This is a genomic window from Phenylobacterium sp. P4_E10 (assembly GCF_056401675.1).
Genome location: NZ_JBFUIW010000009.1, coordinates 22,504 through 42,122 on the forward strand (window position 1 = coordinate 22,504; position 19,619 = coordinate 42,122).

The following is a 19,619-nucleotide window of genomic DNA, read 5'->3' on the forward strand; positions in this document are numbered from 1 at the left end:
CTATCGCGGCGACGATTTCGAATGTCTGCAGGTCGTTTGGCCCGACGACGCCGGCCTTTTCCCGTGGGAGGACGGCTTCGATTCCCAATATGCCCGCGCGCAAATCGATCTCACCGAGCGAGGCTGGGCCGCCGAGGCTGCGGCGGCGGAGTAGGCAGAACTAGTTCAAGCGTCGATTCTTCATGCGCTGGTAGTCCGCCGCGCTGGGGTAGAGGAAATCGAAATAGGTCAACCAGTCGGGATCGGGCCGATCGGTCATTTCCAGGACATAGGGCGAATGTCTCCCCATCACCTCGGTGACCGCTGCTTCGACGACCGCGAGGTCGGACGAATATAGGTAAAACACCCGGCGACCGCGCGTCGTCAGCCGGCCAACATAGATCGCGCCGATCGCGTGGACCGACGCTTCCAGATCATCTTCGAGCGCGATGAGATCCTTGAATTCGTCATCGCTCGACATGCCGTTTTCCTGAGCGCGGAGCATCGCGACCGACACCATCGTCGAATGCTGGTGCGACGACACCGGCGCGACCTTGGCCTGGGCCAGATCGAGATAAATCGAGGCGAGGTCCTCGCCCAGTGTGCGCAGATAATGATCCCAGTCCCGCGTCAAGGCGTCCTCGCTTCAATACCGTGATGTCTATCGGGGCCCGAACCTTTGCTCGAGCCTACGCCATCAGGTCCACCTCGTCGGGCCTATAGGAAAGACCGTTGGGCTTGGGGCCTTTGAAGTCCACGCCGCCGCACAAGAAGCCGCGTAACCGGGCGGCGGCCCCGCGTTCCAAACCTACCTTGTCGGGGCTGTAGGCTTCGTCCTGCCGGCAGACAACGCCGCCCTTCGTCACGAAGGGACCTTCTCGAACAAGGCCGTGGCTAGTGGATCGCCGTGCACTGCTACGATGTCGGCATAGCGACCCGGAGCAATCGCACCGATGTCGCTAGATGCGCCCGTCAGTTCCGCGGCCAGTATGCTCGAATCTCAAGCCCGCAAGACAGATCGCCGGCGACCTCGGAGCACCGCGCCCAGGCCCGCGAAGCCAAGGACCATCATCGCCCAAGTGGAGGGCTCGGGGACGGCTGAAGGCGCGTCAGTTTGGATGCTCAAGGTATCCACGCCCATATAGTTGGAAAGGTCGGCGTACCCCACGTATTCGATGGCGAATCTTCCCGTCGATCCCGCGCCTTGCGCCGCGAACGCGATGCTGAATTCTTGCCATTTACCAGGAAGGAGGATCGGTCCCGTAATGTTGGTGAAATTCGCAGTTGCGCTGCTGCCGTCGCTGAATCCGAAACTAATGTGATCCTCATACTCGGGGTAGTCGGGATCTGCTACGGCCCGCGCCCAGAAGGTCACAGTACCGGCGGCGGCAGTCGAAAAAAGCGGCGTGATTAGCCAGTTTGCCAACGTGCCCCCCGGGAGGGCCGCATTGTAATTGCTGGCCACGTACCCCTCTGGGGATCCCGCTTGGGATGAAAAGACGGTTTGGTCTCCTTGATACCAGCCGCCCGTTGAGCCGATCGACGAGCTCTCGTTGGTCAGAACCCAGCCCTTTCCGGACAGATTCGAGATATTGTCGAAGGACTCGCTAAGGAGCGTACCTGCTCGGCTGGGCGTACTCGTCGTGAAAAGGGCCGCCGCGAGAAGTAGCGCCGAGGGAAGAACTGACAAGCCGGACTTTTTCATTAGGCACCCCGATTAACTCTTCATGTCTGCTCCTATGGGTTAATTTGGCCCCATACAAGAGATTACAGTGAAGCTACATCAATAGGTCTACGGTGAGCGGCGGCGAGTGTTCCGGGGCTAGGGTCTTGGCGCGCGCCTTGTAGTTTCGGGGGGCAGCGCAAGGATGAGCCGCGGAGGTCAGCCGTTGGAGCGAAGCCTGAGCTCCAAAAGTGGCGCCTGGCGGTCGAGTTTAACGATGCAGCGTGGCGTTGAGAGAGGGGGGCGGCCATGGGCGCGACAGAGATTTCCGGCTCGCGATGGAAGACCGTTCTGTATCTGGGCGGGAACTTGGCGTTTGTCGTCAGCGCGCTGTTCTTGCTCCAGCACCCCGACCGGGACGCCTGGAAGCTTCAGCTCTGCGTTGGCTTCTTCGGCCTATGCGCGGTCGTCTTCGTATGGATGCTCATCCGTCCCCAGAGACTTCTGCTCGACGATGAGGGCTTCACGCTGCTTGGTGGCTTTGTCAGGTCCCCGAAGAAGGTCCACTGGCGCGACATTGATGAGTTCTTCGTCTACCGCCTTGCGAGGGGCGGCAAGATGATCGGCTTCAGCTACAAGGCGGGTGCGCGTGAGGTCTCGCCGATGGTTCGGTTCGCCCGGAGTTTCGGCGCGGAAGGAGCGCTGCCGAAGGGCTGGGCGCGGTCTCCAGAGGAGATGGTCGCCGAACTCGAGACCTACCGTCTGCGGGCCTTGGCCACGAGAAACGCCGCGGTCGAGAATGCCTGACAGGGGTCGAGAGCGGGCCTCGTCCGGATGGCGGACCTGCTCGCTAGGCCAGTTCGGCGCTGAGCTCCGTCCGCGCGTCACCGGCGGCGCTGGGAGCCGATGGCGCTACCCGCCCGGGTGCAGCCCCGGCGCTTCCTGGCCCGTGCGGCTGACATACTCCGTATAGCCGCCGCCGTACTGATGGACGCCCTCGGGGGTCAGTTCCAGCACGCGGTTCGACAGGGCGCCCAGGAAATGGCGGTCGTGCGAGACGAAGAGCATGGTGCCCTCGAAGTCCGCCAGGGCCGCGACCAGCATCTCCTTGGTCGCCATGTCCAGGTGGTTGGTCGGCTCGTCGAGCACCAGCAGGTTCGGCGGATCGAACAGCATCTTGGCCATGACCAGCCGCGCTTTCTCGCCGCCGGACAACACGCGGCAGGGTTTGTCGACATCGTCGCCGGAGAAGCCGAAGCACCCCGCCAGGGTGCGCAGCGCGCCCTGGCCCGCCTGCGGGAACGAGCCGTCCAGGGACTCGAAGATCGTCTCTTCGCCGTCCAGCAGGTCCATGGAGTGCTGGGCGAAGTAACCCATCTTGACGCTGGCGCCGATGCTCACCGTGCCCTGGTCGGCGGCGGTGTCGCCGGCCACCAGTTTCAACAGGGTCGATTTGCCGGCGCCGTTGGCGCCTAGGACGCACCAGCGTTCCTTGCGGCGCACCAGGAAATCGAGGCCCTCATAGATCGGCTGGTCGCCGTAGCCCTTATGGACATCGCGCAGGCTGATCACGTCGTCGCCCGACCGCGGCGGGCTCCTGAACTCGAACTGGACCGACTGGCGCCGGCGCGGCGCCTCGACACGTTCGATCTTGTCGAGCTTCTTCACCCGGCTCTGGACCTGGGCGGCGTGCGAGGCGCGCGCCTTAAACTTCTCGATGAAGTTGATTTCCTTGGCCAGCATGGCCTGCTGGCGCTCGTATTGCGCCTGGCGTTGCTGTTCGCTGAGCGCGCGCTGCTGGTCGTAGAAATCGAGGTCGCCCGAATAGGTGATGAGCGAGCCGGCGTCGATCTCCACCACCTTGCCGATGATGCGGTTCATGAAGGCGCGGTCGTGCGAGGTCATCAACAGCGCGCCGTCATAGTTCTTGAGGAAGGCCTCAAGCCAGATCAGGCTTTCCAGGTCGAGGTGGTTGCTGGGTTCGTCCAGCAGCATGCCGTCGGGCCGCATCAGCAGGATGCGGGCCAGCGCCACGCGCATCTTCCAGCCGCCGGACAGCAGACCGACATCGCCATCCATGCGTTCCTGGCTGAAGCTCAGGCCGGCCAGCACCTCGCGCGCCCGCGCGTCCAGCGCATAGCCGTCCAGCTCCTCGAAGCGTTCCTGCACCTCGCCATAGCGTTCGATGACGGCGTCCAGTTCGTCGGCCTGGTCCGGATCGACCATGGCCGCTTCGAGCTTGGCCATTTCCGCGGCCAGCGCGCTGACGGGACCGACGCCATCCATCACCGCGGCGACCGCGCTCTGGCCCGACATTTCGCCGACGTCTTGGCTGAAGTAGCCGATGGTCATTCCGGGATCGATCGTGACCAGTCCGTCGTCAGGTTGTTCCTGACCGGTGATCATGCGGAACAGCGTCGTCTTGCCGGCGCCGTTCGGGCCGACGAGCCCGACCTTTTCGCCCTTTTGGACGCCCATCGAGGCTTCGATGAACAGGATTTGGTGGCCGTTCTGCTTGGAAATATTGTCGAGGCGGATCATGGGGCGGTCTGCTAGCTCGGGTAGACGGGGAACGCCAGCCTTAGAGCCATGCCAGTTCCAAGCGCGATGATTGGGCGCGGTGTGAGTACCCGCCCCCTTGGCCAGCGGGCGACAAGGGGGGTCGCTTCGGGGCGGCGGAGTGTCTATGTGCGTGCGCCAATGAAGCCCCCCGTTCTCGCGCTCAAGGACGTCCGCCTCGCCGACGGACCCAAAATGCTGTTCGACGGCGTCGACCTGGCCGTGGAGCCGCGCTCGCGCGCCTGCCTGGTCGGCCGCAACGGCGCCGGCAAGTCGACCCTGCTGAAGATCCTGGCCGGGCAGATCTCCGCCGACGAAGGCGAGCGGACGGTGCAGCCGTCAATCCGCATAGCCTATGTTCCGCAGGAGCCGGACATCACCGGTGAGACGCTGCTGGACTACGTGATCGCCGGCGGGGCCGAACCGCACCGCGGCGAAGCGGCGCTGGAAATGTTCGGGGTCGATCCCGCCAAGCCGACCAAGGGCCTGTCGGGCGGCGAGATCCGCCGCGCCGCCCTGTCGCGCGCCTTCGCCGAGGCGCCTGACGTCATCCTGCTAGACGAGCCGACCAACCACCTGGACATCCTGGCGATCGAGACGCTGGAGGCGGAGATCGCCGCCTCGCGGTCCGCCCTGGTCATCGTCAGCCACGACCGCACCTTCCTGGAGCGGGTCACCAATCGCTGCTTCTGGCTCGAGCACCGGCGGGTGCGCCGGCTCGAGAAGGGGTTCGCGGCCTTCGACGAATGGGTCGAGCGCATCCTGGCCGCCGAGGCCGAGGAAGGCCGCCGGCTCGATAAGCAGCTGGAGAAGGAAGAATACTGGCTGCGCCGCGGCGTCACCGGCCGGCGGGCCCGCAACGAGGGCCGCCGCCGGGCGCTGATGGATCTGCGCAAGACCAAGGTCGAGCGCATGCGCGAGGTGCGCGGCGACCTCTCGATGGGCCTGGCCTCGTCCGGGCTCTCGGGCCAGCGGGTCGCCGAGGTGAAGAACATCTCCAAGGCGTTCGGCGACCGGGTGCTGGTGAAGGATTTCTCCACCCGGATCATGCGCGGCGACAGGGTCGCCATCGTCGGCCCGAACGGCGCGGGCAAGACCACCCTGGTCAAGCTGCTGCTGGGCGAATTGGCGCCGGACGCCGGCGGCGTGAACCTCGGGGTCAACCTGGAGATCGCCTATATCGACCAGGGCCGGGCCGACCTGAAGCCGGAGATGCTGCTGCGCGACGTGCTGACGCCGCTGGGCGGCGACCAGGTGATGGTGCGTGGAATGCCCAAGCACGTGGCCGCCTACGCCAAGGAATTCCTGTTCACCGACAACCAGTTGCGCCAGCCGGTTCGCAGCCTTTCCGGCGGTGAGCGCAACCGCCTGCTACTGGCCCGCGCCCTGGCCACGCCAGCCAACCTGCTGGTGCTGGACGAACCGACCAACGACCTCGACATGGACACCCTGGACCTGCTGGAGGACCTGCTGGCCGACTTCGAGGGCACCTTGATCCTGGTCAGCCACGACCGCGACTTCGTCGACCGGCTGGCCACCTCGACCATCGCCCTGAACGGCCACGGCAAGGTCGTGGAGACGCCCGGCGGCTGGCAGGATTTCCTGTCGCAGAACCCGGGCTACTTCCGCTCGGTGGCCGACGGCGCGGCCCCGGCGCCCGCTGCGCCCAAGCCTGCCGCCGTCAAGGCCGAGCCCGCCAAGCCGACCAAGCTCTCCTACAAGGACCAGCGCCGGCTGCAGGAGCTGGACGGGCTGATCCACTCCCTGCCCGGCAAGATCGCCAAGCTCGAGCACGATCTTCACGACCCCAACCTCTACAGCCGCGACCCGGCCGGCTTCGCCCGGATCAACGCCGCCTTGGAAGCCGCCCGCCAGGAGCTGGGCGCCGCCGAGGAAGAATGGCTGGAGCTGGAAGAGCGGCGCGAGGCGCTGGCGCGTTAGCGGACGAAACAGTCGCCCTTCAGCGCGCCGCAGAACGCCTGCGCTTCGGCCCGGGTGGCGAAGCCGGTGACCAGGGCCCGGTGGTAGGTCTTGCCGTCCACCGTCACCGACTTGACCTGCGTCGACAGCGGCGGCGCGACCTGGCGCTTCACCTTCGCCAAGGCCTCCCGCGCCTGGCTCTCGCTCGGCGAGGCGGCGATCTGCACGGAGAGCTTGCCGGGCTGGGCCTTGGGCTTCGCCGCCGGCTTGGGCGGCGCAGCCGGGGCGGACTTCGCCGCCGGCTTCGGCGTGGGCGAGGGCTGGATGGCGGGCCGCAGTTCGGGCGCGGCCGAGTTGGAAACCAGTTGAGCGATCGGCGCTCGATAGCGCGCCTCCACTGAGGTCCGCATCGGCTGGTCGGGGCCGACGACCTCGGGCATCGACGGCGGAGGCAGCGGATCTGCAGGGACGGGCGCCGGGCGGCTGCGCGGCGGCCGGGCGACTCGGACCGGCCGGTCGGCGCTGACCGCCGCGGCGTCCTTGGCAGGGAGCGGCGACGCCGCGGCCAGTTGCTGTGGCGCGCCGCCGCAGACGCTGGCGATGACGGCGGCCAGATAGGCGTCCGGCGAGGGTTGCGCCCAGCCGCCGGGCACCTGGCGGACCACGGCCGCACCCTTGGCGCCGGGCTCGGAATAGACCGTCATCTTCACGACCTGGTCGCGCCGACGCACGCAGTCGACGTTCACCGTGGAGCGCATCGAGCGGTAGCCGAGGAACTGGGCGGCGTCGTGCGAGACCACCTCGCCCTGCAGGGTGATCCCTTCGATGACGGCGCCGGCGGTGCTGATTGCGCCGCGGTTGCGGATCGCCACGACCATGCCGGACTTCACCGCCACCACCGAGGTCTTCGGCAGGCCGCTTGCGGCGATGGCCTTGCGCTCGCCGGGCGCCGCCTCGCTGACGTCGGCGTCGGCCGGACCGGCCAGGGCCGCCGCCGTCATCGCCACCACCATCACCAGACCCAGCCGCACCAAGGGAAAACCGCCTCCAGACCCCCGCCGCAGGTCGCTTAGTTCGCATCGGCGTAACATGGTTAGCGAGAATCGCGGGCATGAGCAGCCCTGATGCAGCATTCCTGTGGATAATTGCGACGCTTGAATTTTCTTAGGGAGCCGGCGCTGTTCCCCAAGTCCTGCACAGCTTGTCCACCCGGCGGCCGGGACCTGTTCACATGGGCGCGGCGCGGGAAGATTGCGTCCTAGCTGAGCCGGTGAGAACGTCAAGGGGCCGAGAGGGACTGCGGCGCGGGCGGGACGGGAAACCGAAACGCCGAGCGGGCGGAAGGTTCTTACGAGGATGGGACCAGGGCGACCCGGGACCTTCCCTCCAGAGGACATCGGAACGCGACGGACACCAATGGGGAACCCCCATATTCGAAGTCGCGGACCTCACACCTCAGTGCGCAGTTCCCGCATAGGGATCTGGATGAGAGGGCGACGCCGCGGGAAAGCCGCCGCGCCGCCCTCTTGCTATGGGGCCGCCGCCAGCCGCGGCGCTGCGACAAACTGTCCAGCGCCCCCTTAAGCCTTTGGTTGCCTCGCAGCAGTCAGAATTCCCTCACTCCGCAGGGACTTCCATGACCGCTCGCCACTCTCGGCAAACAGATCTGGCGCTCGCCGCAGGCCTCACCGTGGCCTTCGTCGTCTGCATGATGTTCGGCCTGAGCCTGACCCGTGGAGGGGGCGGCATCGCCACCATCTGGCTGGCCGGCGGGGTCCTGACGGCCGCGTTCCTGGTGCTGCCCTGGGGCCTTGGCCTGGCCGTGGGCGGCGTCTGCCTCGCCGTCCACTTCGGCTACAATCTGGTGATCGGCAACGACCTCGCGGCGGCCCTGACGTTCCCCGCCCTTATCTTCGGCGAGGCCCTAGCGACGGCCTGGCTGGCGCGCAAGGCCTGCGGCGCCACCATGCGCCTGACCAGCCTGGCCCGGGTCGCCCGGCTGCTGGCGCTTGCGATCGCGCCGGCGACGGCGGTGACCGCCCTGCTGGCGGCCGACATCTTCACGTTCTTCGGACGCAGCTTCAACACGGTGCTCGCCAGCTGGTTCTACGGCCACGCGCTGGGCATGGCGATCGTGCTGCCGGCGACGCTGATGGTCGTGCGCCCGGACATGGTCCGCGACTTCCGCCGCACGCCGGCCGAGCAGATCGCGCTCTACGCCCTGGTGGCGGCGATGAGCGTGGCGGCGTTCATTCCCATCCGCTTTCCGCTGCCGCTGCTGCTGTTCCCGACCCTGGCCCTGATCGCCTTCCGTCTGGGCCCGCGCGGCGCGGCGGTCGGCGCGCTGATCATGGCGGTCATCCTCTCCAGCTTGGTCGTGACCATGGACACCCGGGTCAACGGCGCAGCCTGGAGCCTGGCCGAGCGCACCCGCAGCCTGCAGTTCCTGATCGCGCTGATCTTCTTCACCAGCCTGGCCACCGCCATGGCCATCGCCGACCAGAAGCGGATGAAGCGTCTGTGGGCCAGCCGCACCCGCGTGGCCCGCGCCTCGCAGGACCGCGCCCTGGCGGCCGGGCGCGCCAAGACCGAGTTCCTGGCGACCATGAGCCACGAGATCCGCACCCCGATGAGCTCGATCGTCGGCTTCACCGAGGTGCTGCTCAAGCGCGACGACCTGCCAGATCCGGCCCGCCGGCAACTGTCGCTGATCGACCGCGCCGGGGCCTCGCTGCTGACCGTGGTCAACGACATCCTCGACTTCTCGAAGATGGAGGCCGGCGAGGTCGAGCTGTCGCCCGCGCCCGCCTCGCCGCGCGCCATCGCCCAGGACGCCCTGGCCATCGTCGCCGAGGCCGCGCGCCGCAAGGGCCTGGACCTGCAGCTGGGCTTCATCGGTCCGGTCGAGCGTCCGGTGATGATCGACGACCTGCGGGTGCGCCAGATCCTGCTCAACCTGCTGTCCAACGCCATCAAGTTCACCGCTGCGGGCCGCGTGCGGCTGGACGTCCAGGCGATGGAACAGGCCGACGGACTGCTGCTGCGGTTCAAGGTCGCCGACACCGGCGTCGGCGTGCCGCCCGACCAGATCGCCCGACTGTTCAAGCGCTTCAGCCAGGGAGACTCCTCGGTCAGCCGCACCCACGGCGGCACCGGCCTGGGCCTGGCGATCTGCAAAGGGCTGACCGAGCTGATGGGCGGCCGCATCGGCGTCGAGAGCAAGTTCGGTGCAGGGGCCACCTTCTGGTTCGAACTGCCCGCCAAAGTCGCCGAGGGAGGCCTGGCCGCCGCCCCGTCCGCGGACGCCTCGCCGCTGGCCGCCCGCATCCTACTGGTTGACGATCATCCGATGAACCGCGAGCTGGGCGCCACGGTGCTCGGCCTGCTGGGCTGCGAAGTGGTGCTGGCCGAGAACGGCGCGGAAGCCGTGGAGGCGGCCAAGGCCGGCTGCGACCTCATCCTGATGGACGTGCACATGCCGCAGATGGACGGTCTTGAAGCGACCCGGGCCATCCGCGCGGTCGGCGGCGCCTGCGCTGAGCTGCCGATCATCGCCATGAGCGCTGACGTCATGCCCGAGATGGAGGCCGCCTGCCTCAAGGCCGGGATGAACGCGGCGGTAGGCAAGCCGATCCAGATCCAGGCCCTGCACGACGTGCTGGCCCACTGGCTGCCGCCGGCCCGGGACGCCGCCGCGGCCTGATCCCCCGATCTTCGCCTTGGAACGGCGCGCGGCTGAGCATAGGCTCCCGGCGCTATCAGTTGGGGGATGTCCATGAAGGTTCTGCGCCTCGCCGCGCTCGCACTTGCGGCCCTGGTTTGCGCCTGCTCGCCGGCCAAACAAGATGAGTCCGCCAAGGCCCCCGACGGCCGCACGACGATCCGCTTCGCCACCGACTGGCGCGCCCAGGCCGAACAGGGCGGCTTCTACCAGGCGGTGGCCACCGGCGAGTACGCCAAGCGCGACCTGGACGTGCAGATCATCCAGGGGGGCCCCGGCGTGAACGTGCCCCAGCTGCTGGCGTCCGGCGCGGTGGAGGCGGGCATGGGCTCCAACAGCTTCATCGTCATGAACCTCGCCCAGGAGAAGATCCCGGTGAAGGCCGTGGCGGCCATGATGCAGAAGGACCCGCAGGTGCTGATCGCCCACCCCGACCAAGGGCTGGAGAAGATCGCCGACCTGAAGGGCCGTCCGATCCTGCTGTCCGACGCCTCGGTCACCGCGTTCTGGGTCTGGCTGAAATCCAAGTACGGCTTCACCGACGACCAGGTGCGCAAGTACACCTTCAACTCCGCCCCGTTCCTGGCGGACAAGCGGGTGGTCCAGCAGGGCTACGTGACCTCCGAGCCCTATACGATCGAGAAGCAGGCCGGACTGAAGCCCAAGGTCTTCCTGCTCGCCGACGAGGGCTATCCCGGCTACGCCACCATGATCCTGGTCCCCGACAGCCTGATCGCCAAGAATCCGGCCGCAGTGAAGGCCTTCGTGGAAGCCTCCGCCGCCGGCTGGAAGAGCTACCTGCACGGCGACGCCGCGCCGGGCGACGCGTTGATCAAGAAGGACAATCCGGAAATGACCCAGGATGTCCTCGACCAGGCTCGCGAGAAGCTGAAGTCCTACGGCATCGTCGACTCCGGCGACGCCCAGGCCAGCGGAATCGGCGTGATGACCGACGCCCGCTGGGCCGAGTTCTTCAAGGTCGCCGCCGATCAGGGCGTCTACCCCAAGGACATGGACTACAAGAGCGCCTACTCGCTGCAGTTCGTCGGGAAGTAGTCGTGCGATTGGCCGACAGATCCTCCCCTGCTGGGGGAGGTGGATCGGCGCGCAGCGCCGAGACGGAGGGGGATTTCGCCGACGTGAGCAGGCCCCCTCAGTCAGCCGTTCGGCTGCCAGCTCCCCCATGGGGGGAGCAGCTACAATGACCGTCGCGTCTCTGCAGGGCGTCGAGGTCGACTATGCCGGGCGTGGGCGGGCGCTGGGGCCGATCGACCTGGCCGTCGAGCCGGGCGAAATCCTGGCCCTGGTCGGGCCGTCAGGCTGCGGAAAATCCACAGCGCTGCGACTGTTGGCGGGGCTCGAGGAGCCGACCCGTGGCGCGGTGATCCGCACGCCTGCCCGCGGCGAGACCGCCGTGGTCTTCCAGGCTCCGACCCTGGCTCCATGGCTGACGGCCCAGGCCAATGTCGCGTTGCCGCTTGAGCTGGCCGGCGCACCGGCCGAGGAGAGCCGGGCCAAGGCCGCCGCCGCCCTGGAACGGGTCGGCCTGGCCCATGCGATCAAGGCCCGGCCGGCGACCTTGTCGGGCGGCATGGCGATGCGGGTCTCGCTGGCCCGCGCCCTGGTCACCGAGCCACGCCTGCTGCTGCTCGACGAGCCGTTCGCAGCCCTCGACGAGATCACCCGCCGCACCCTGGCCGACGACGTCCTGGCGCTGTGGCAGGGCTCGCGCCCGGCCATCGTCTTCGTGACTCACAATGTCGAGGAGGCGGCCTATATGGCCGACCGCGTCGCCGTGCTGAGCCGCGGGCCTGGCCGCATCGCCGGGATCGCCCGGGTCGAAGCGCCGCTGCCGCGCGCGCCTGGCTTCCGTACGTCCGAAGCATTCCGCACCGCGGTCGAGCAGGTCTCGGCCCTGCTGGCCCAGGGCATGGAGCAGGCCGCGTGAGCAAGATCCTCGCCCCGCTGGTGCTGCTCGCCGTGCTGCTGGCCGCCTGGGAGATCGCCGTGCGCGCCATGGGGGTGCCCGCCTACTTCCTGCCGCCGCCGTCCGGCGTCGCCGTGGCGCTGGTCCAGAACCTGCCGAGCTTGTTGTCAGCCGCCTGGATCACGCTCTCCACCGCACTGGTGGCTCTGCTCGTCGCCAGCCTGCTGGCCGTGGGACTGGCGGTGATCGTCGGCCTCAGCCCGTTGCTGGAGGCTGCGGTGCGCCCGCTCGCCTCGGTGCTCCAGGTCACCCCGGTGGTCGCCATCGCCCCGCTGGTGCTGATCTGGGCGGGGATCGACCATCCTGAACGGGCGATCGTCGCCCTGGCCGTGCTGGTCGCCTTCTTCCCGATCTTCTCCGGCGCGGTGACCGGACTGCGGGCGGCCGATCCGGACTTGGAGCGGTTGTTCGACCTCTACGGCGCCGGACGCTGGAGCCGGGTCATGCGCCTGCGCCTGCCCTCGGCCGTGCCGTTCCTGCTCGAAGGCCACAAGGTCGGCGCGGGCTTGGCGATCATCGGCGCGGTGGTGGCCGAGTTCGGGGCCGGATCGGGCGGCGTGCGCGGCCTGGCCTGGCAGATCCTCGACGCCGGGAACAAGCTGCAGACGGCGCGGATGATCGCCGCCCTGGTGGTTCTGGGCCTGATGGGCGTGGCGCTGCACGCCTTGCTGGACAAGGCCGAGCAGCTCGGCCTGGTATGGTGGAGGGGCCGTTAATCTAGGCCGTTAGGTCAGGGTTAAGCGGCGTCAGTTAACGCTGTCGCCATGCGCGTCGTCCTCGCCATAGTTGCCGGGCTTGCCTGCCCTCTGACCGCCGCGGCCCAGCCCGCGGGCGACCGCTATGGGCCGGCCTCGAACCTGCAGCTCGCGGAAGCGGCCGCCGCGAACTATCTGGGCCGACCGCTGTCGTGGGCCAACAAGGAGGCCAGCGCGGCGCCGACGCCCGCCCCGGCCGCCGCTCCGGCCGTACCTGCGGCGCCGCAGACCTTCGCGTCCCGGCTGCCGACGGCGCCCACTCCCTATCGCCAGGCCTCCGCCCCGGCCTACGCCCCCTTCCAGCCTCAGGTCCCGCTGCCGCTGCAGCGTCAGGCCGCGCCTCCGGCGCAGCCCGCGCAAGGGCTTGCCACCAGCATCTATGGCCCGGCTGCGCCCGCGCCCGCGCCCGCCCAGGTTCGCCCGTCGATCGCCGCAGCCGCCCCGCAGCACCCGGACCAGGCGGTCGCGCCTGCGCCGCAACGCCTGGCCAACGCGGCGCCGGCCATGAGCGCCACCCGGCTCTATTCTGTCCACCGCGGCTATGGCTTGACGCCGGACGCGATCCCCGAACTGCCCGCTGGAAACCGCTATGTGCTGATCGGCCCGCCCGCCGGCGAGGCGGCGGCCAAGACCAAGACCGACGACGACGCCCCGGACGCCCGTCCGGGCGCCTTCTGAAGAAGACGCATCGATGGCCCGCAGCAAGCTTCACGACCTGATCGAGATGGCCAAGGAGCCGTCCAGCGAGCGGCGGCGCGAGCTGCTGCGCGGGGTCACGGACCTGTTCTTCTCCAGCGAAGACGTCCGCGGCGGCGAGGAGCTCGAGCTGTTCGACGACGTGCTGAGCCAGCTGGCCGGCGAAATGGAAGAAGCCGTCCGTGGCGAGCTGGCCCAGCGCATGGCCGCCGCCGATGCGCCGCCGCGCGGCCTGCTGCGCGATCTGGCCCGCGACGTCTCCATCGACGTGGCCCGCCCGGTCCTCGAGGGATCGCGCGCGCTCAGCGACGACGACCTGCTGTCGGTCGCCCGTACCCGCGGCCAGGATCACCTGCGCGCCATCTCTCAACGCTCCATGGTCTCCGAAGCGGTGTCCGAGGCGATCGTCGAACGTGGCGACGACGACACGCTCGGCCTGCTGCTGGCCAACGAGGGCGCGCTGATGTCGCGCGAGACCCAGGAAATGGTCGTCGACCGTGCGGTCGAGAACCCGGCCCTCCATGAGGCCGTGGTCAGGCGCAAGTCGCTGCCGGTCGACCTGCTGAACGAGATGTATTTCGTGGTCGAGGCGCGCCTGCGCGGCGAGATCCTGGCCCGCAACGAGGCGGTTGACCCGGCCGAGCTCGACGCCGCCCTGGCCGCCGGGCGCAAGCAACTGGCCGCCCGCGACGGCGCCCTGCCCTCCGACTACGCCGAGGCCGAAAAGCAGGTCCGCGTGCTGCGGCTGCGCGGGGCGATCACCCCGCAGGTGCTGGCCGGCTTCCTGCGCTCCCGCGAGACCACCAAGTTCCTGGTCGCGCTGTGCGAACTGGCCGACATCGACTTCCACACCGCCCGCCGTATTCTGGAGCGGCGCGAGCTCGACGCCCTGTCGATCGTCTGCAAGGCGGCCGGCTTCGAGCGCTCGCTGTACCTGACCTTCGCCGTCCTGATCCTCGACCGCGACGCCAACGCCATGGGTCGGGCGCGCGAGTACGGCGAGCTCTACGAGAACCTGCCCCGCGAGGCGGCCCAGCGGACCATCCGGTTCTGGCGCATGCGCCGCAAGGCCGGCGACATGGCCGCCGCCTAGGGAAGTCCGGTTCAGGCGGATTCACCTCACTAACTGACGGACGCCGCCATCAGCATCCGCCTGCCGCTGTCACGTCCTAGTAGGCGGGGCGCGCCGGGACGGTGCAAGCGGCCAGGCGCTCCAGGGCGTCGGTCGCGACCAGGGTGAGCGAGCGCAGGCCCATCTCGCCGAACACGTCGAGCGCGGCGTTGAGCGACATGGCGGCGGCGGCGCGTTCGCCTCGGTCCTGGCCGGTGATGTCCATGCGTGCTTCGTAAAGGCGGGCCAGGTTCACCTGCAGCAGCGCCCAGGCGGCCGGCTCGCGCTTGGCGGAGATCGCCGACAGCTCGATCTTGAAGGCGGACTCGGCCGCATCCAGCACCGTCAGGTCGCCGGACAGTTCGGCCGAACGCGCCAGGCAGAGCGCCCGGTTGGAGGCGCCGAACGCCCGCAGCGACAGGCCCGGCGCTTTCTTGAGCACGTGGGCGGCGCGGTCATAGCAGGTGACGGCCTGTTCGTAGGCACGCTCCGAAGCGCCGGCTTCGCCAAGCGCCTGCAGGCCCTGGGCGAGCGCGGTCTGCACCCGCGCCCAATCCAGCGGGCTATGCTCGCGCGACAGCTCGCCAACCACCTCGGCCATGGCGGTCACCGCCTGAGCCAGGGTTTCGACCTCGCCCTCGACCTCGCCCAGCAGCGCCATGGCCTGGCCGCGCAAAGCCGCAGCACGGGCCCAGCTCAGCGGCTCATAGGCGGCGTCGAGGCCCTCGGCGGCGCGGGCCGCCTCGTCGCGGGCCATGGTCAGGATCTCGGCGTCGCGCAGGCGCGCGCCCCAGCCGATGAGGATGTCGGCCAGCACCAGCCGGGCTTCCACCGCCAGCAGGCGGGCTGCCCGGCAGCGGCGGGTCAGGCTGCGCAGGCCGGCGATCGGGGCGGCGAATTGCTGAGCCGCGGCGCGGGCGGCGCGCGCGTCGCCCAGGGCCATCTGCTCGCGCGCCTCGATGGCGGCGATGCCGATGTCGGCCAGGGGCAGCGACAGCCCGCCGCGTGCGGCGATGCGAGCTTCACGGAAAGCGACGTCGGCGGCGGCGTTGAGGCCCTCGTCACCGAACAGCTCGGCGCCCAGCATGGCGCAGAAGGCCTGCTCGCAGCGGGCTCGCGCCCAGCCGTCGGGCCGGCGATCACGTCCGAACGCTTCGGCGGCGGCCTCGGCGGTGGCGGCAGCCTTGCGCAGGATGGCGGCGTCGCCGGAGCGACGGGCGACCTCACGCCAGACGATGGCGCTTTCCAGTCGGCGTTGAGCCTTGTCCTTGGCGCCGACGCGGCCGGCGGCGATGTCGGCGGCGCGGCCCTCCTCGGTGATCATCCGGAGATCGAGCAGCTCCAGCAGCGAGGCGTCGCCGCCGGTCAGTCCGTCGCGCGGCGCGTTGAGGGCGTCCGACCCGAACAACCGCTTCAGCTCTCGACCGAACTCGAACATGCCAATGGCTCCGATCACCTCGCGACGTCTCAACACGGGACGCCCACGGAAGGTTCAGACCGGACAGAGCAAAGCCGGAGCCGAGATCGTAAACAAGTGGTTAATGCGCCACTTATGGTTAACAGTAACTAAATATATTGTGTGCCGGTCGCGTCCCAGATTGGCGCCAAACTTGCTTAACGGCTGTTAAGCACGTTCCTTGGAGCGCTCGAATCCGATTTTCGGGAAACGCTCGCTGACATATCCAATCTCCCACGAGGATTTCGCCAGGAAGACCGGTTGGTTGTCGATGTCCGCAGCCATCGCGCCTTTGTGTTTGTTGGCGAAGTCTTCGACCTCGGCCTTCTCGCCCGACAGCCAGCGCGCTTCTGCATAGGGTGCGGCCTCGAAGATCACTTCGAGCTGGTATTCATTGGCCAGGCGGTCGGCCATGACCTCAAACTGCAGTTGGCCGACAGCGCCGACGATGAAATCGGCGCCGATCACCGGCCGGAACAGCTGGGTCACGCCCTCCTCGGCCAGGCCTTCCAGCGCCTTCTTCAGGTGCTTGGCCTTCAGCGGATCCTTCACCCGCACGCGCTGCAGGATTTCCGGGGCGAAGTTGGGCAGGCCGGCGAACCGCAGGGCCCCGGTTTCGGACAGGCTGTCGCCCACCCGCAGAACGCCATGGTTGGGGATGCCGATGACGTCGCCGGCGAAAGCCTCTTCGGCCAGCTCGCGGTCGGAGGCGAAGAACATGATCGGCGCATTGACCGACAGCTGCCGGCCGGTGTTCTGCACCTTCAGCTTCATGCCGCGGTTGAAGCGGCCCGAGGTCAGCCGCAGGAAGGCGATCCGGTCGCGGTGGTTGGGGTCCATGTTCGCCTGGACCTTGAAGACGAAGCCGGTGACTTCCTTGTCGCCTGGCGCGACGTGGGTGGGATCACCACCGCGCACCGCGGCCACCGCCTTGGGCGGCGGGGCGTAGGCGCCGAGGCCGGCCAGCAGTTGGTCGACGCCGAAATGGCGCAGGGCCGAGCCGAAGAACACCGGGGTCATGTGGCCTTCCAGGAAGGACTTCGGATCGAACGGCTTGGAAGCCTCCTGGACAAGCATGGCGTTCTCTTCCAGCTCGGCCTGCTCCTCGGGGTCGAGGTAGCTGACCACCGCATTGCCCTTGAAGGCGACGGAGGCCGGGTGGCCCTCGTCGACGTCGGAGCCCTTCTTGGCGAACGGGAAGAACTGCTCGTTGCGCAGGTCCAGCATGCCCTTGAAGCGCCCGCCCGAGCCGGCCGGCCAGAACAGCGGCGCCGGATCCAGCGCCAGCTTCGAGGCGATCTCGTCCAGCAGTTCAATAGGGTCCTGCGCCTCGCGGTCCATCTTGTTGATGAAGGTCACGATGGGGATGTCGCGCAGGCGGCAGACCTCGAACAGCTTGAGGGTCTGCGGCTCGATGCCCTTGGCGGCGTCGAGCACCATGACCGCGGCGTCGGCCGCCGTCAGGGTGCGGTAGGTGTCTTCCGAGAAGTCCTCGTGGCCCGGGGTGTCGAGCAGGTTGAACATCAGACCTTCGTGGTCGAACGTCATCACCGAGGCCGAGACCGAGATGCCGCGCTCGCGCTCGATCTTCATCCAGTCGGACCGCGTGCGGCGGTTCTCGCCGCGGGCGCGCACGGCGCCGGCCGCCCGGATCGCCCCGCCGGCCAGCAGCAGGTTCTCGGTCAGCGTGGTCTTGCCGGCGTCCGGATGGGAGATGATGGCGAAGGTGCGCCGGCGCGCGGCCTCGGCGGCGGGAGAATTGCTCATGGGCCGCAGGTAGCGCAGGCGAGGTCCCGGCGAAAGCCCGCGCGTCGCTCGCCCGCCTACGCCGCGACCATCTGCGCCGTGCTGATCACCTCGCAGAACTCGAAGCCGAGGGTCGCGACATGCGCCGCCTGGATGGCGCTGGCCGGGATCTGACCGCCTGCGCCGTCCGGCAGTTCGAAGCAATCGCAGGCGTCGGCGACCAGCACCATCTTCCACCCCAGATTGGCGCCCATCCGCACCGTGGTGGAGACGCACATGTCGGTGGAGATGCCGAAGGCGACGACGGTGTCGACGCCCAGCCGGCGAAGACGCAGGTCGAGGTCGGTGCCGATGAAGGCGGAATTGACGCTCTTGGAGATCACCGGCTCGCCGGCCAGGGGCTCGAAACCCGCACGGAAGGCGTTGCCGGGCTGTCCATGAGCAAGGGACGAACCTGGCGTCGCCGAGTCATGGCGGACATGGATGACCGGCCGCTCGCGGGCGCGCCATGCGCTCAGCACCGCCAGGCCGTTGGCGTCGAAGTCGCCGTTCCAACGCTTAGGCCATGGCGGTTGATCGAAGGCGCGTTGAACGTCGATCAGCAGTAGGACGGCGCGGGACAGGTCTGGGGTCATGGAAATCTCCTTCGACCGTCACTTATCCCCTCCACGGCGCCGGTTTCCTCCGGCATGACGTCGGAATGACCGGCGAAACGCCGGGCGGGCGAGGACTCCGATGGACGACAAGGACCGGCTGCTGATCACCTTGCTGCGGCGAGACGCGCGGCGTTCGATCGTCGCGCTGGCCCGCGACCTCGACCTGTCGCGCAGCGCCACCCAGGAGCGCCTGGCCAAGCTGCAGTCGTCCGGAGCGATCGCCGGCTTCACCGTGGTGGAAGGCGACGGCTCGCGGCAGTTGGCCTATCTGACGGTCAAGCTCGGCGCGGGGCGTCGGTGCGCGCAGGTGCTCCCGGCCCTCCGCGCCCTGCCGGCGGTGGCCGCCGCGCACTCGGTGGCGGGCGCTTTCGACCTGGTGCTGACCCTTGAAGGCGAGGACGTGGCCGCCATCGAACAGGCGCGCCAGGCGGTGGCGGCGATCGACGGCGTCGCGGAGGTTTCGACCTATGTGGTGCTGGAGCGCCACATCGGCTGATCTACGCCGCCAGCCGCCGCCAGACCTGCCTGTCGGTCCAGACGGTGTCGAGCTGGCCCTCGGCCTGGCGGGTGGAAAGCCTGGCCATCACCTCGAAGTCGACATTGGCGTAGCGCAGCGCCACTTCCTCGGGCGAGCAGCCATAGCTGGGTGCGACGAACAGGGCGGCGTTGATCGCCGGCGCCTTGGCGATGATTAGGGTCGCCAGCCGCTTGGCCCGCTCGGGTCGGTCGAAGTGCAGCAACGGGTCCTCGGCGTACAGTTCCTGGCCGAGCTTGCTGACGATGTTGAACGGAAGAGCCTGGAATCTGCGGCTGGCCATCTTGGGCGCCAGTTTCGCCCCGCTCAGGTTCAGCACAACGTCATTCAACAGGAACAGCATACCAAGCAAGCGCTCGCGTTGGTGGAACGCCAACCTCTGCCACAACCGTGCTTTCGCCCCCGTTGAGAAAGGCGGTGAATCCGGCGGTAAGCCTAACCCTGCTCGACCGGCTCGGTCAGGAAGTGGCGGCCCTCGCGGTCCTCGATCTCCACCACCCAGATGTCCGGATCGATGCGGATCGCCCGCTCGATATAGCGGTCGAGGTCGGCCTCCTGGTCCGACAGCGCCGGCCGCATCCACACCCGCTCGCCGTCCCCGCGGGTCGCCTCGGCGTAGAGCCGGCTGGTCCCCTCGCCGCGGTTCAGCACCTTGACCAGCACGCTCCCGGCCCGCGCGTCGCCCTTGCGCCCGACCACCGCAAAGCCGCCCCCCAGCTCGACGCGGCGGATCAGGGCCGCGACCCAGATGTCAGTGGAAAGCAGCATGGGCGGTCTTCTTGGGCCTCGATAACGGAACGGAAAGGCCAATTGTCTAGGGTGGCCGAAAGATCTC

The 19,619-nt window shown here is 68.5% G+C and carries 19 protein-coding genes and 1 pseudogene; 10 read left to right on the plus strand and 10 right to left on the minus strand.

Going from position 1 to position 19,619, the window contains the following annotated elements; translation table 11 throughout:
* Positions 1-4: 4 nt before the first annotated feature.
* Positions 5-154, plus strand: a pseudogene (locus AC1DQJ_RS12040) (DUF4262 domain-containing protein); the annotation flags it as partial.
* A 6-nt stretch (positions 155-160) separates the two neighbouring features.
* Here the strand turns inward: AC1DQJ_RS12040 and AC1DQJ_RS12045 are convergent.
* The 3 genes from AC1DQJ_RS12045 to AC1DQJ_RS12055 form a co-directional block, all read right to left on the minus strand.
* Positions 161-613 (minus strand): DUF695 domain-containing protein, encoded by a 453-nt coding sequence (locus AC1DQJ_RS12045; RefSeq protein WP_477603550.1) that lies wholly within the window; start codon positions 611-613, stop codon positions 161-163.
* Between the two features lie 55 nt (positions 614-668).
* On the minus strand, positions 669-845 hold the full coding sequence (locus tag AC1DQJ_RS12050; protein WP_477603552.1) for a hypothetical protein: 177 nt from the start codon (positions 843-845) through the stop codon (positions 669-671).
* A gap of 134 nt (positions 846-979) precedes the next feature.
* Positions 980-1,684 carry a choice-of-anchor J domain-containing protein gene (locus tag AC1DQJ_RS12055; RefSeq protein WP_477603553.1) on the minus strand — a complete coding sequence of 235 codons (705 nt, stop codon included), beginning with the start codon at positions 1,682-1,684 and terminating at the stop codon, positions 980-982.
* A gap of 267 nt (positions 1,685-1,951) precedes the next feature.
* On the opposite strand from AC1DQJ_RS12055, the gene AC1DQJ_RS12060 reads away from it, so the two are divergent.
* Positions 1,952-2,449: an STM3941 family protein gene (locus AC1DQJ_RS12060; protein ID WP_477603555.1), complete on the plus strand. Its 498-nt coding sequence runs from the start codon at positions 1,952-1,954 to the stop codon at positions 2,447-2,449.
* A gap of 105 nt (positions 2,450-2,554) precedes the next feature.
* Here AC1DQJ_RS12060 and AC1DQJ_RS12065 read toward each other — a convergent pair whose 3' ends face one another.
* Entirely contained in the window at positions 2,555-4,183 is a 1,629-nt protein-coding gene (locus AC1DQJ_RS12065; RefSeq protein ID WP_477603557.1) for an ABC-F family ATP-binding cassette domain-containing protein, read from the minus strand.
* Between the two features lie 147 nt (positions 4,184-4,330).
* Between AC1DQJ_RS12065 and AC1DQJ_RS12070 the strand changes: the two genes are divergently transcribed.
* Positions 4,331-6,142 carry an ABC-F family ATP-binding cassette domain-containing protein gene (locus AC1DQJ_RS12070; RefSeq protein WP_477603559.1) on the plus strand — a complete coding sequence of 604 codons (1,812 nt, stop codon included), beginning with the start codon at positions 4,331-4,333 and terminating at the stop codon, positions 6,140-6,142.
* On the opposite strand, the gene AC1DQJ_RS12075 is transcribed toward AC1DQJ_RS12070, so the two are convergent.
* A complete protein-coding gene (locus AC1DQJ_RS12075; RefSeq protein ID WP_477603817.1) occupies positions 6,139-7,152 on the minus strand; it encodes an SPOR domain-containing protein in 1,014 nt (337 codons plus the stop codon). The genes AC1DQJ_RS12070 and AC1DQJ_RS12075 overlap by 4 nt on opposite strands.
* 605 nt (positions 7,153-7,757) lie before the next feature.
* Here AC1DQJ_RS12075 and AC1DQJ_RS12080 point away from each other — a divergent pair.
* The 6 genes from AC1DQJ_RS12080 (at position 7,758) to AC1DQJ_RS12105 (ending at position 14,373) form a co-directional block, all read left to right on the plus strand.
* Positions 7,758-9,824 carry a hybrid sensor histidine kinase/response regulator gene (locus tag AC1DQJ_RS12080; RefSeq protein WP_477603561.1) on the plus strand — a complete coding sequence of 689 codons (2,067 nt, stop codon included), beginning with the start codon at positions 7,758-7,760 and terminating at the stop codon, positions 9,822-9,824.
* Between the two features lie 66 nt (positions 9,825-9,890).
* The gene (locus tag AC1DQJ_RS12085; RefSeq protein ID WP_477603563.1) at positions 9,891-10,898 is read left to right on the plus strand and encodes an ABC transporter substrate-binding protein; all 1,008 of its coding nucleotides are present in this window, start codon (positions 9,891-9,893) and stop codon (positions 10,896-10,898) included.
* A gap of 145 nt (positions 10,899-11,043) precedes the next feature.
* Positions 11,044-11,790 (plus strand): ABC transporter ATP-binding protein, encoded by a 747-nt coding sequence (locus tag AC1DQJ_RS12090; protein ID WP_477603565.1) that lies wholly within the window; start codon positions 11,044-11,046, stop codon positions 11,788-11,790.
* Complete coding sequence (locus tag AC1DQJ_RS12095) at positions 11,787-12,545, plus strand: ABC transporter permease (RefSeq protein ID WP_477603567.1); 759 nt, start codon at positions 11,787-11,789, stop codon at positions 12,543-12,545. The genes AC1DQJ_RS12090 and AC1DQJ_RS12095 overlap by 4 nt, the downstream gene beginning before the upstream one ends.
* 48 nt (positions 12,546-12,593) lie before the next feature.
* Positions 12,594-13,262 (plus strand): hypothetical protein, encoded by a 669-nt coding sequence (locus AC1DQJ_RS12100; protein WP_477603569.1) that lies wholly within the window; start codon positions 12,594-12,596, stop codon positions 13,260-13,262.
* Between the two features lie 13 nt (positions 13,263-13,275).
* Positions 13,276-14,373 (plus strand): DUF2336 domain-containing protein, encoded by a 1,098-nt coding sequence (locus AC1DQJ_RS12105; RefSeq protein ID WP_477603571.1) that lies wholly within the window; start codon positions 13,276-13,278, stop codon positions 14,371-14,373.
* A 76-nt stretch (positions 14,374-14,449) separates the two neighbouring features.
* Here the strand turns inward: AC1DQJ_RS12105 and AC1DQJ_RS12110 are convergent, their stop codons facing one another.
* The 3 genes from AC1DQJ_RS12110 to AC1DQJ_RS12120 form a co-directional block, all read right to left on the minus strand.
* Positions 14,450-15,829, minus strand: coding sequence for a hypothetical protein (locus tag AC1DQJ_RS12110; protein ID WP_477603573.1), 1,380 nt, complete (start codon positions 15,827-15,829; stop codon positions 14,450-14,452).
* 186 nt (positions 15,830-16,015) lie between these two features.
* Positions 16,016-17,614 carry a peptide chain release factor 3 gene (locus AC1DQJ_RS12115; protein ID WP_477603575.1) on the minus strand — a complete coding sequence of 533 codons (1,599 nt, stop codon included), beginning with the start codon at positions 17,612-17,614 and terminating at the stop codon, positions 16,016-16,018.
* 56 nt (positions 17,615-17,670) lie between these two features.
* The gene (locus tag AC1DQJ_RS12120) at positions 17,671-18,228 is read right to left on the minus strand and encodes a cysteine hydrolase family protein (protein ID WP_477603577.1); all 558 of its coding nucleotides are present in this window, start codon (positions 18,226-18,228) and stop codon (positions 17,671-17,673) included.
* Positions 18,229-18,328: 100 nt separating this feature from the next.
* On the opposite strand from AC1DQJ_RS12120, the gene AC1DQJ_RS12125 reads away from it, so the two are divergent.
* Positions 18,329-18,745: an Lrp/AsnC family transcriptional regulator gene (locus AC1DQJ_RS12125; protein WP_477603579.1), complete on the plus strand. Its 417-nt coding sequence runs from the start codon at positions 18,329-18,331 to the stop codon at positions 18,743-18,745.
* Between the two features lies 1 nt (position 18,746).
* On the opposite strand, the gene AC1DQJ_RS12130 is transcribed toward AC1DQJ_RS12125, so the two are convergent.
* Positions 18,747-19,127, minus strand: coding sequence for a hypothetical protein (locus AC1DQJ_RS12130; RefSeq protein WP_477603581.1), 381 nt, complete (start codon positions 19,125-19,127; stop codon positions 18,747-18,749).
* A gap of 92 nt (positions 19,128-19,219) precedes the next feature.
* Positions 19,220-19,552 carry a DUF1491 family protein gene (locus AC1DQJ_RS12135; protein ID WP_477603583.1) on the minus strand — a complete coding sequence of 111 codons (333 nt, stop codon included), beginning with the start codon at positions 19,550-19,552 and terminating at the stop codon, positions 19,220-19,222.
* Positions 19,553-19,619: the final 67 nt, after the last annotated feature.

What these genes read in the sequence shown, in the direction of transcription:
- AC1DQJ_RS12100 (WP_477603569.1), top strand. Translation starts at nt 12,594, where the DNA reads ATGCGCGTCGTCCTCGCCATAGTTGCCGGGCTTGCCTGCCCTCTGACC.
- AC1DQJ_RS12115 (WP_477603575.1), bottom strand. Translation starts at nt 17,614, where the DNA reads ATGAGCAATTCTCCCGCCGCCGAGGCCGCGCGCCGGCGCACCTTCGCC.
- AC1DQJ_RS12105 (WP_477603571.1), top strand. Translation starts at nt 13,276, where the DNA reads ATGGCCCGCAGCAAGCTTCACGACCTGATCGAGATGGCCAAGGAGCCG.
- AC1DQJ_RS12055 (WP_477603553.1), bottom strand. Translation starts at nt 1,684, where the DNA reads ATGAAAAAGTCCGGCTTGTCAGTTCTTCCCTCGGCGCTACTTCTCGCG.
- AC1DQJ_RS12085 (WP_477603563.1), top strand. Translation starts at nt 9,891, where the DNA reads ATGTCCATGAAGGTTCTGCGCCTCGCCGCGCTCGCACTTGCGGCCCTG.
- AC1DQJ_RS12120 (WP_477603577.1), bottom strand. Translation starts at nt 18,228, where the DNA reads ATGACCCCAGACCTGTCCCGCGCCGTCCTACTGCTGATCGACGTTCAA.
- AC1DQJ_RS12135 (WP_477603583.1), bottom strand. Translation starts at nt 19,552, where the DNA reads ATGCTGCTTTCCACTGACATCTGGGTCGCGGCCCTGATCCGCCGCGTC.
- AC1DQJ_RS12065 (WP_477603557.1), bottom strand. Translation starts at nt 4,183, where the DNA reads ATGATCCGCCTCGACAATATTTCCAAGCAGAACGGCCACCAAATCCTG.
- AC1DQJ_RS12080 (WP_477603561.1), top strand. Translation starts at nt 7,758, where the DNA reads ATGACCGCTCGCCACTCTCGGCAAACAGATCTGGCGCTCGCCGCAGGC.
- AC1DQJ_RS12110 (WP_477603573.1), bottom strand. Translation starts at nt 15,829, where the DNA reads ATGTTCGAGTTCGGTCGAGAGCTGAAGCGGTTGTTCGGGTCGGACGCC.
- AC1DQJ_RS12125 (WP_477603579.1), top strand. Translation starts at nt 18,329, where the DNA reads ATGGACGACAAGGACCGGCTGCTGATCACCTTGCTGCGGCGAGACGCG.
- AC1DQJ_RS12130 (WP_477603581.1), bottom strand. Translation starts at nt 19,127, where the DNA reads ATGCTGTTCCTGTTGAATGACGTTGTGCTGAACCTGAGCGGGGCGAAA.
- AC1DQJ_RS12090 (WP_477603565.1), top strand. Translation starts at nt 11,044, where the DNA reads ATGACCGTCGCGTCTCTGCAGGGCGTCGAGGTCGACTATGCCGGGCGT.
- AC1DQJ_RS12060 (WP_477603555.1), top strand. Translation starts at nt 1,952, where the DNA reads ATGGGCGCGACAGAGATTTCCGGCTCGCGATGGAAGACCGTTCTGTAT.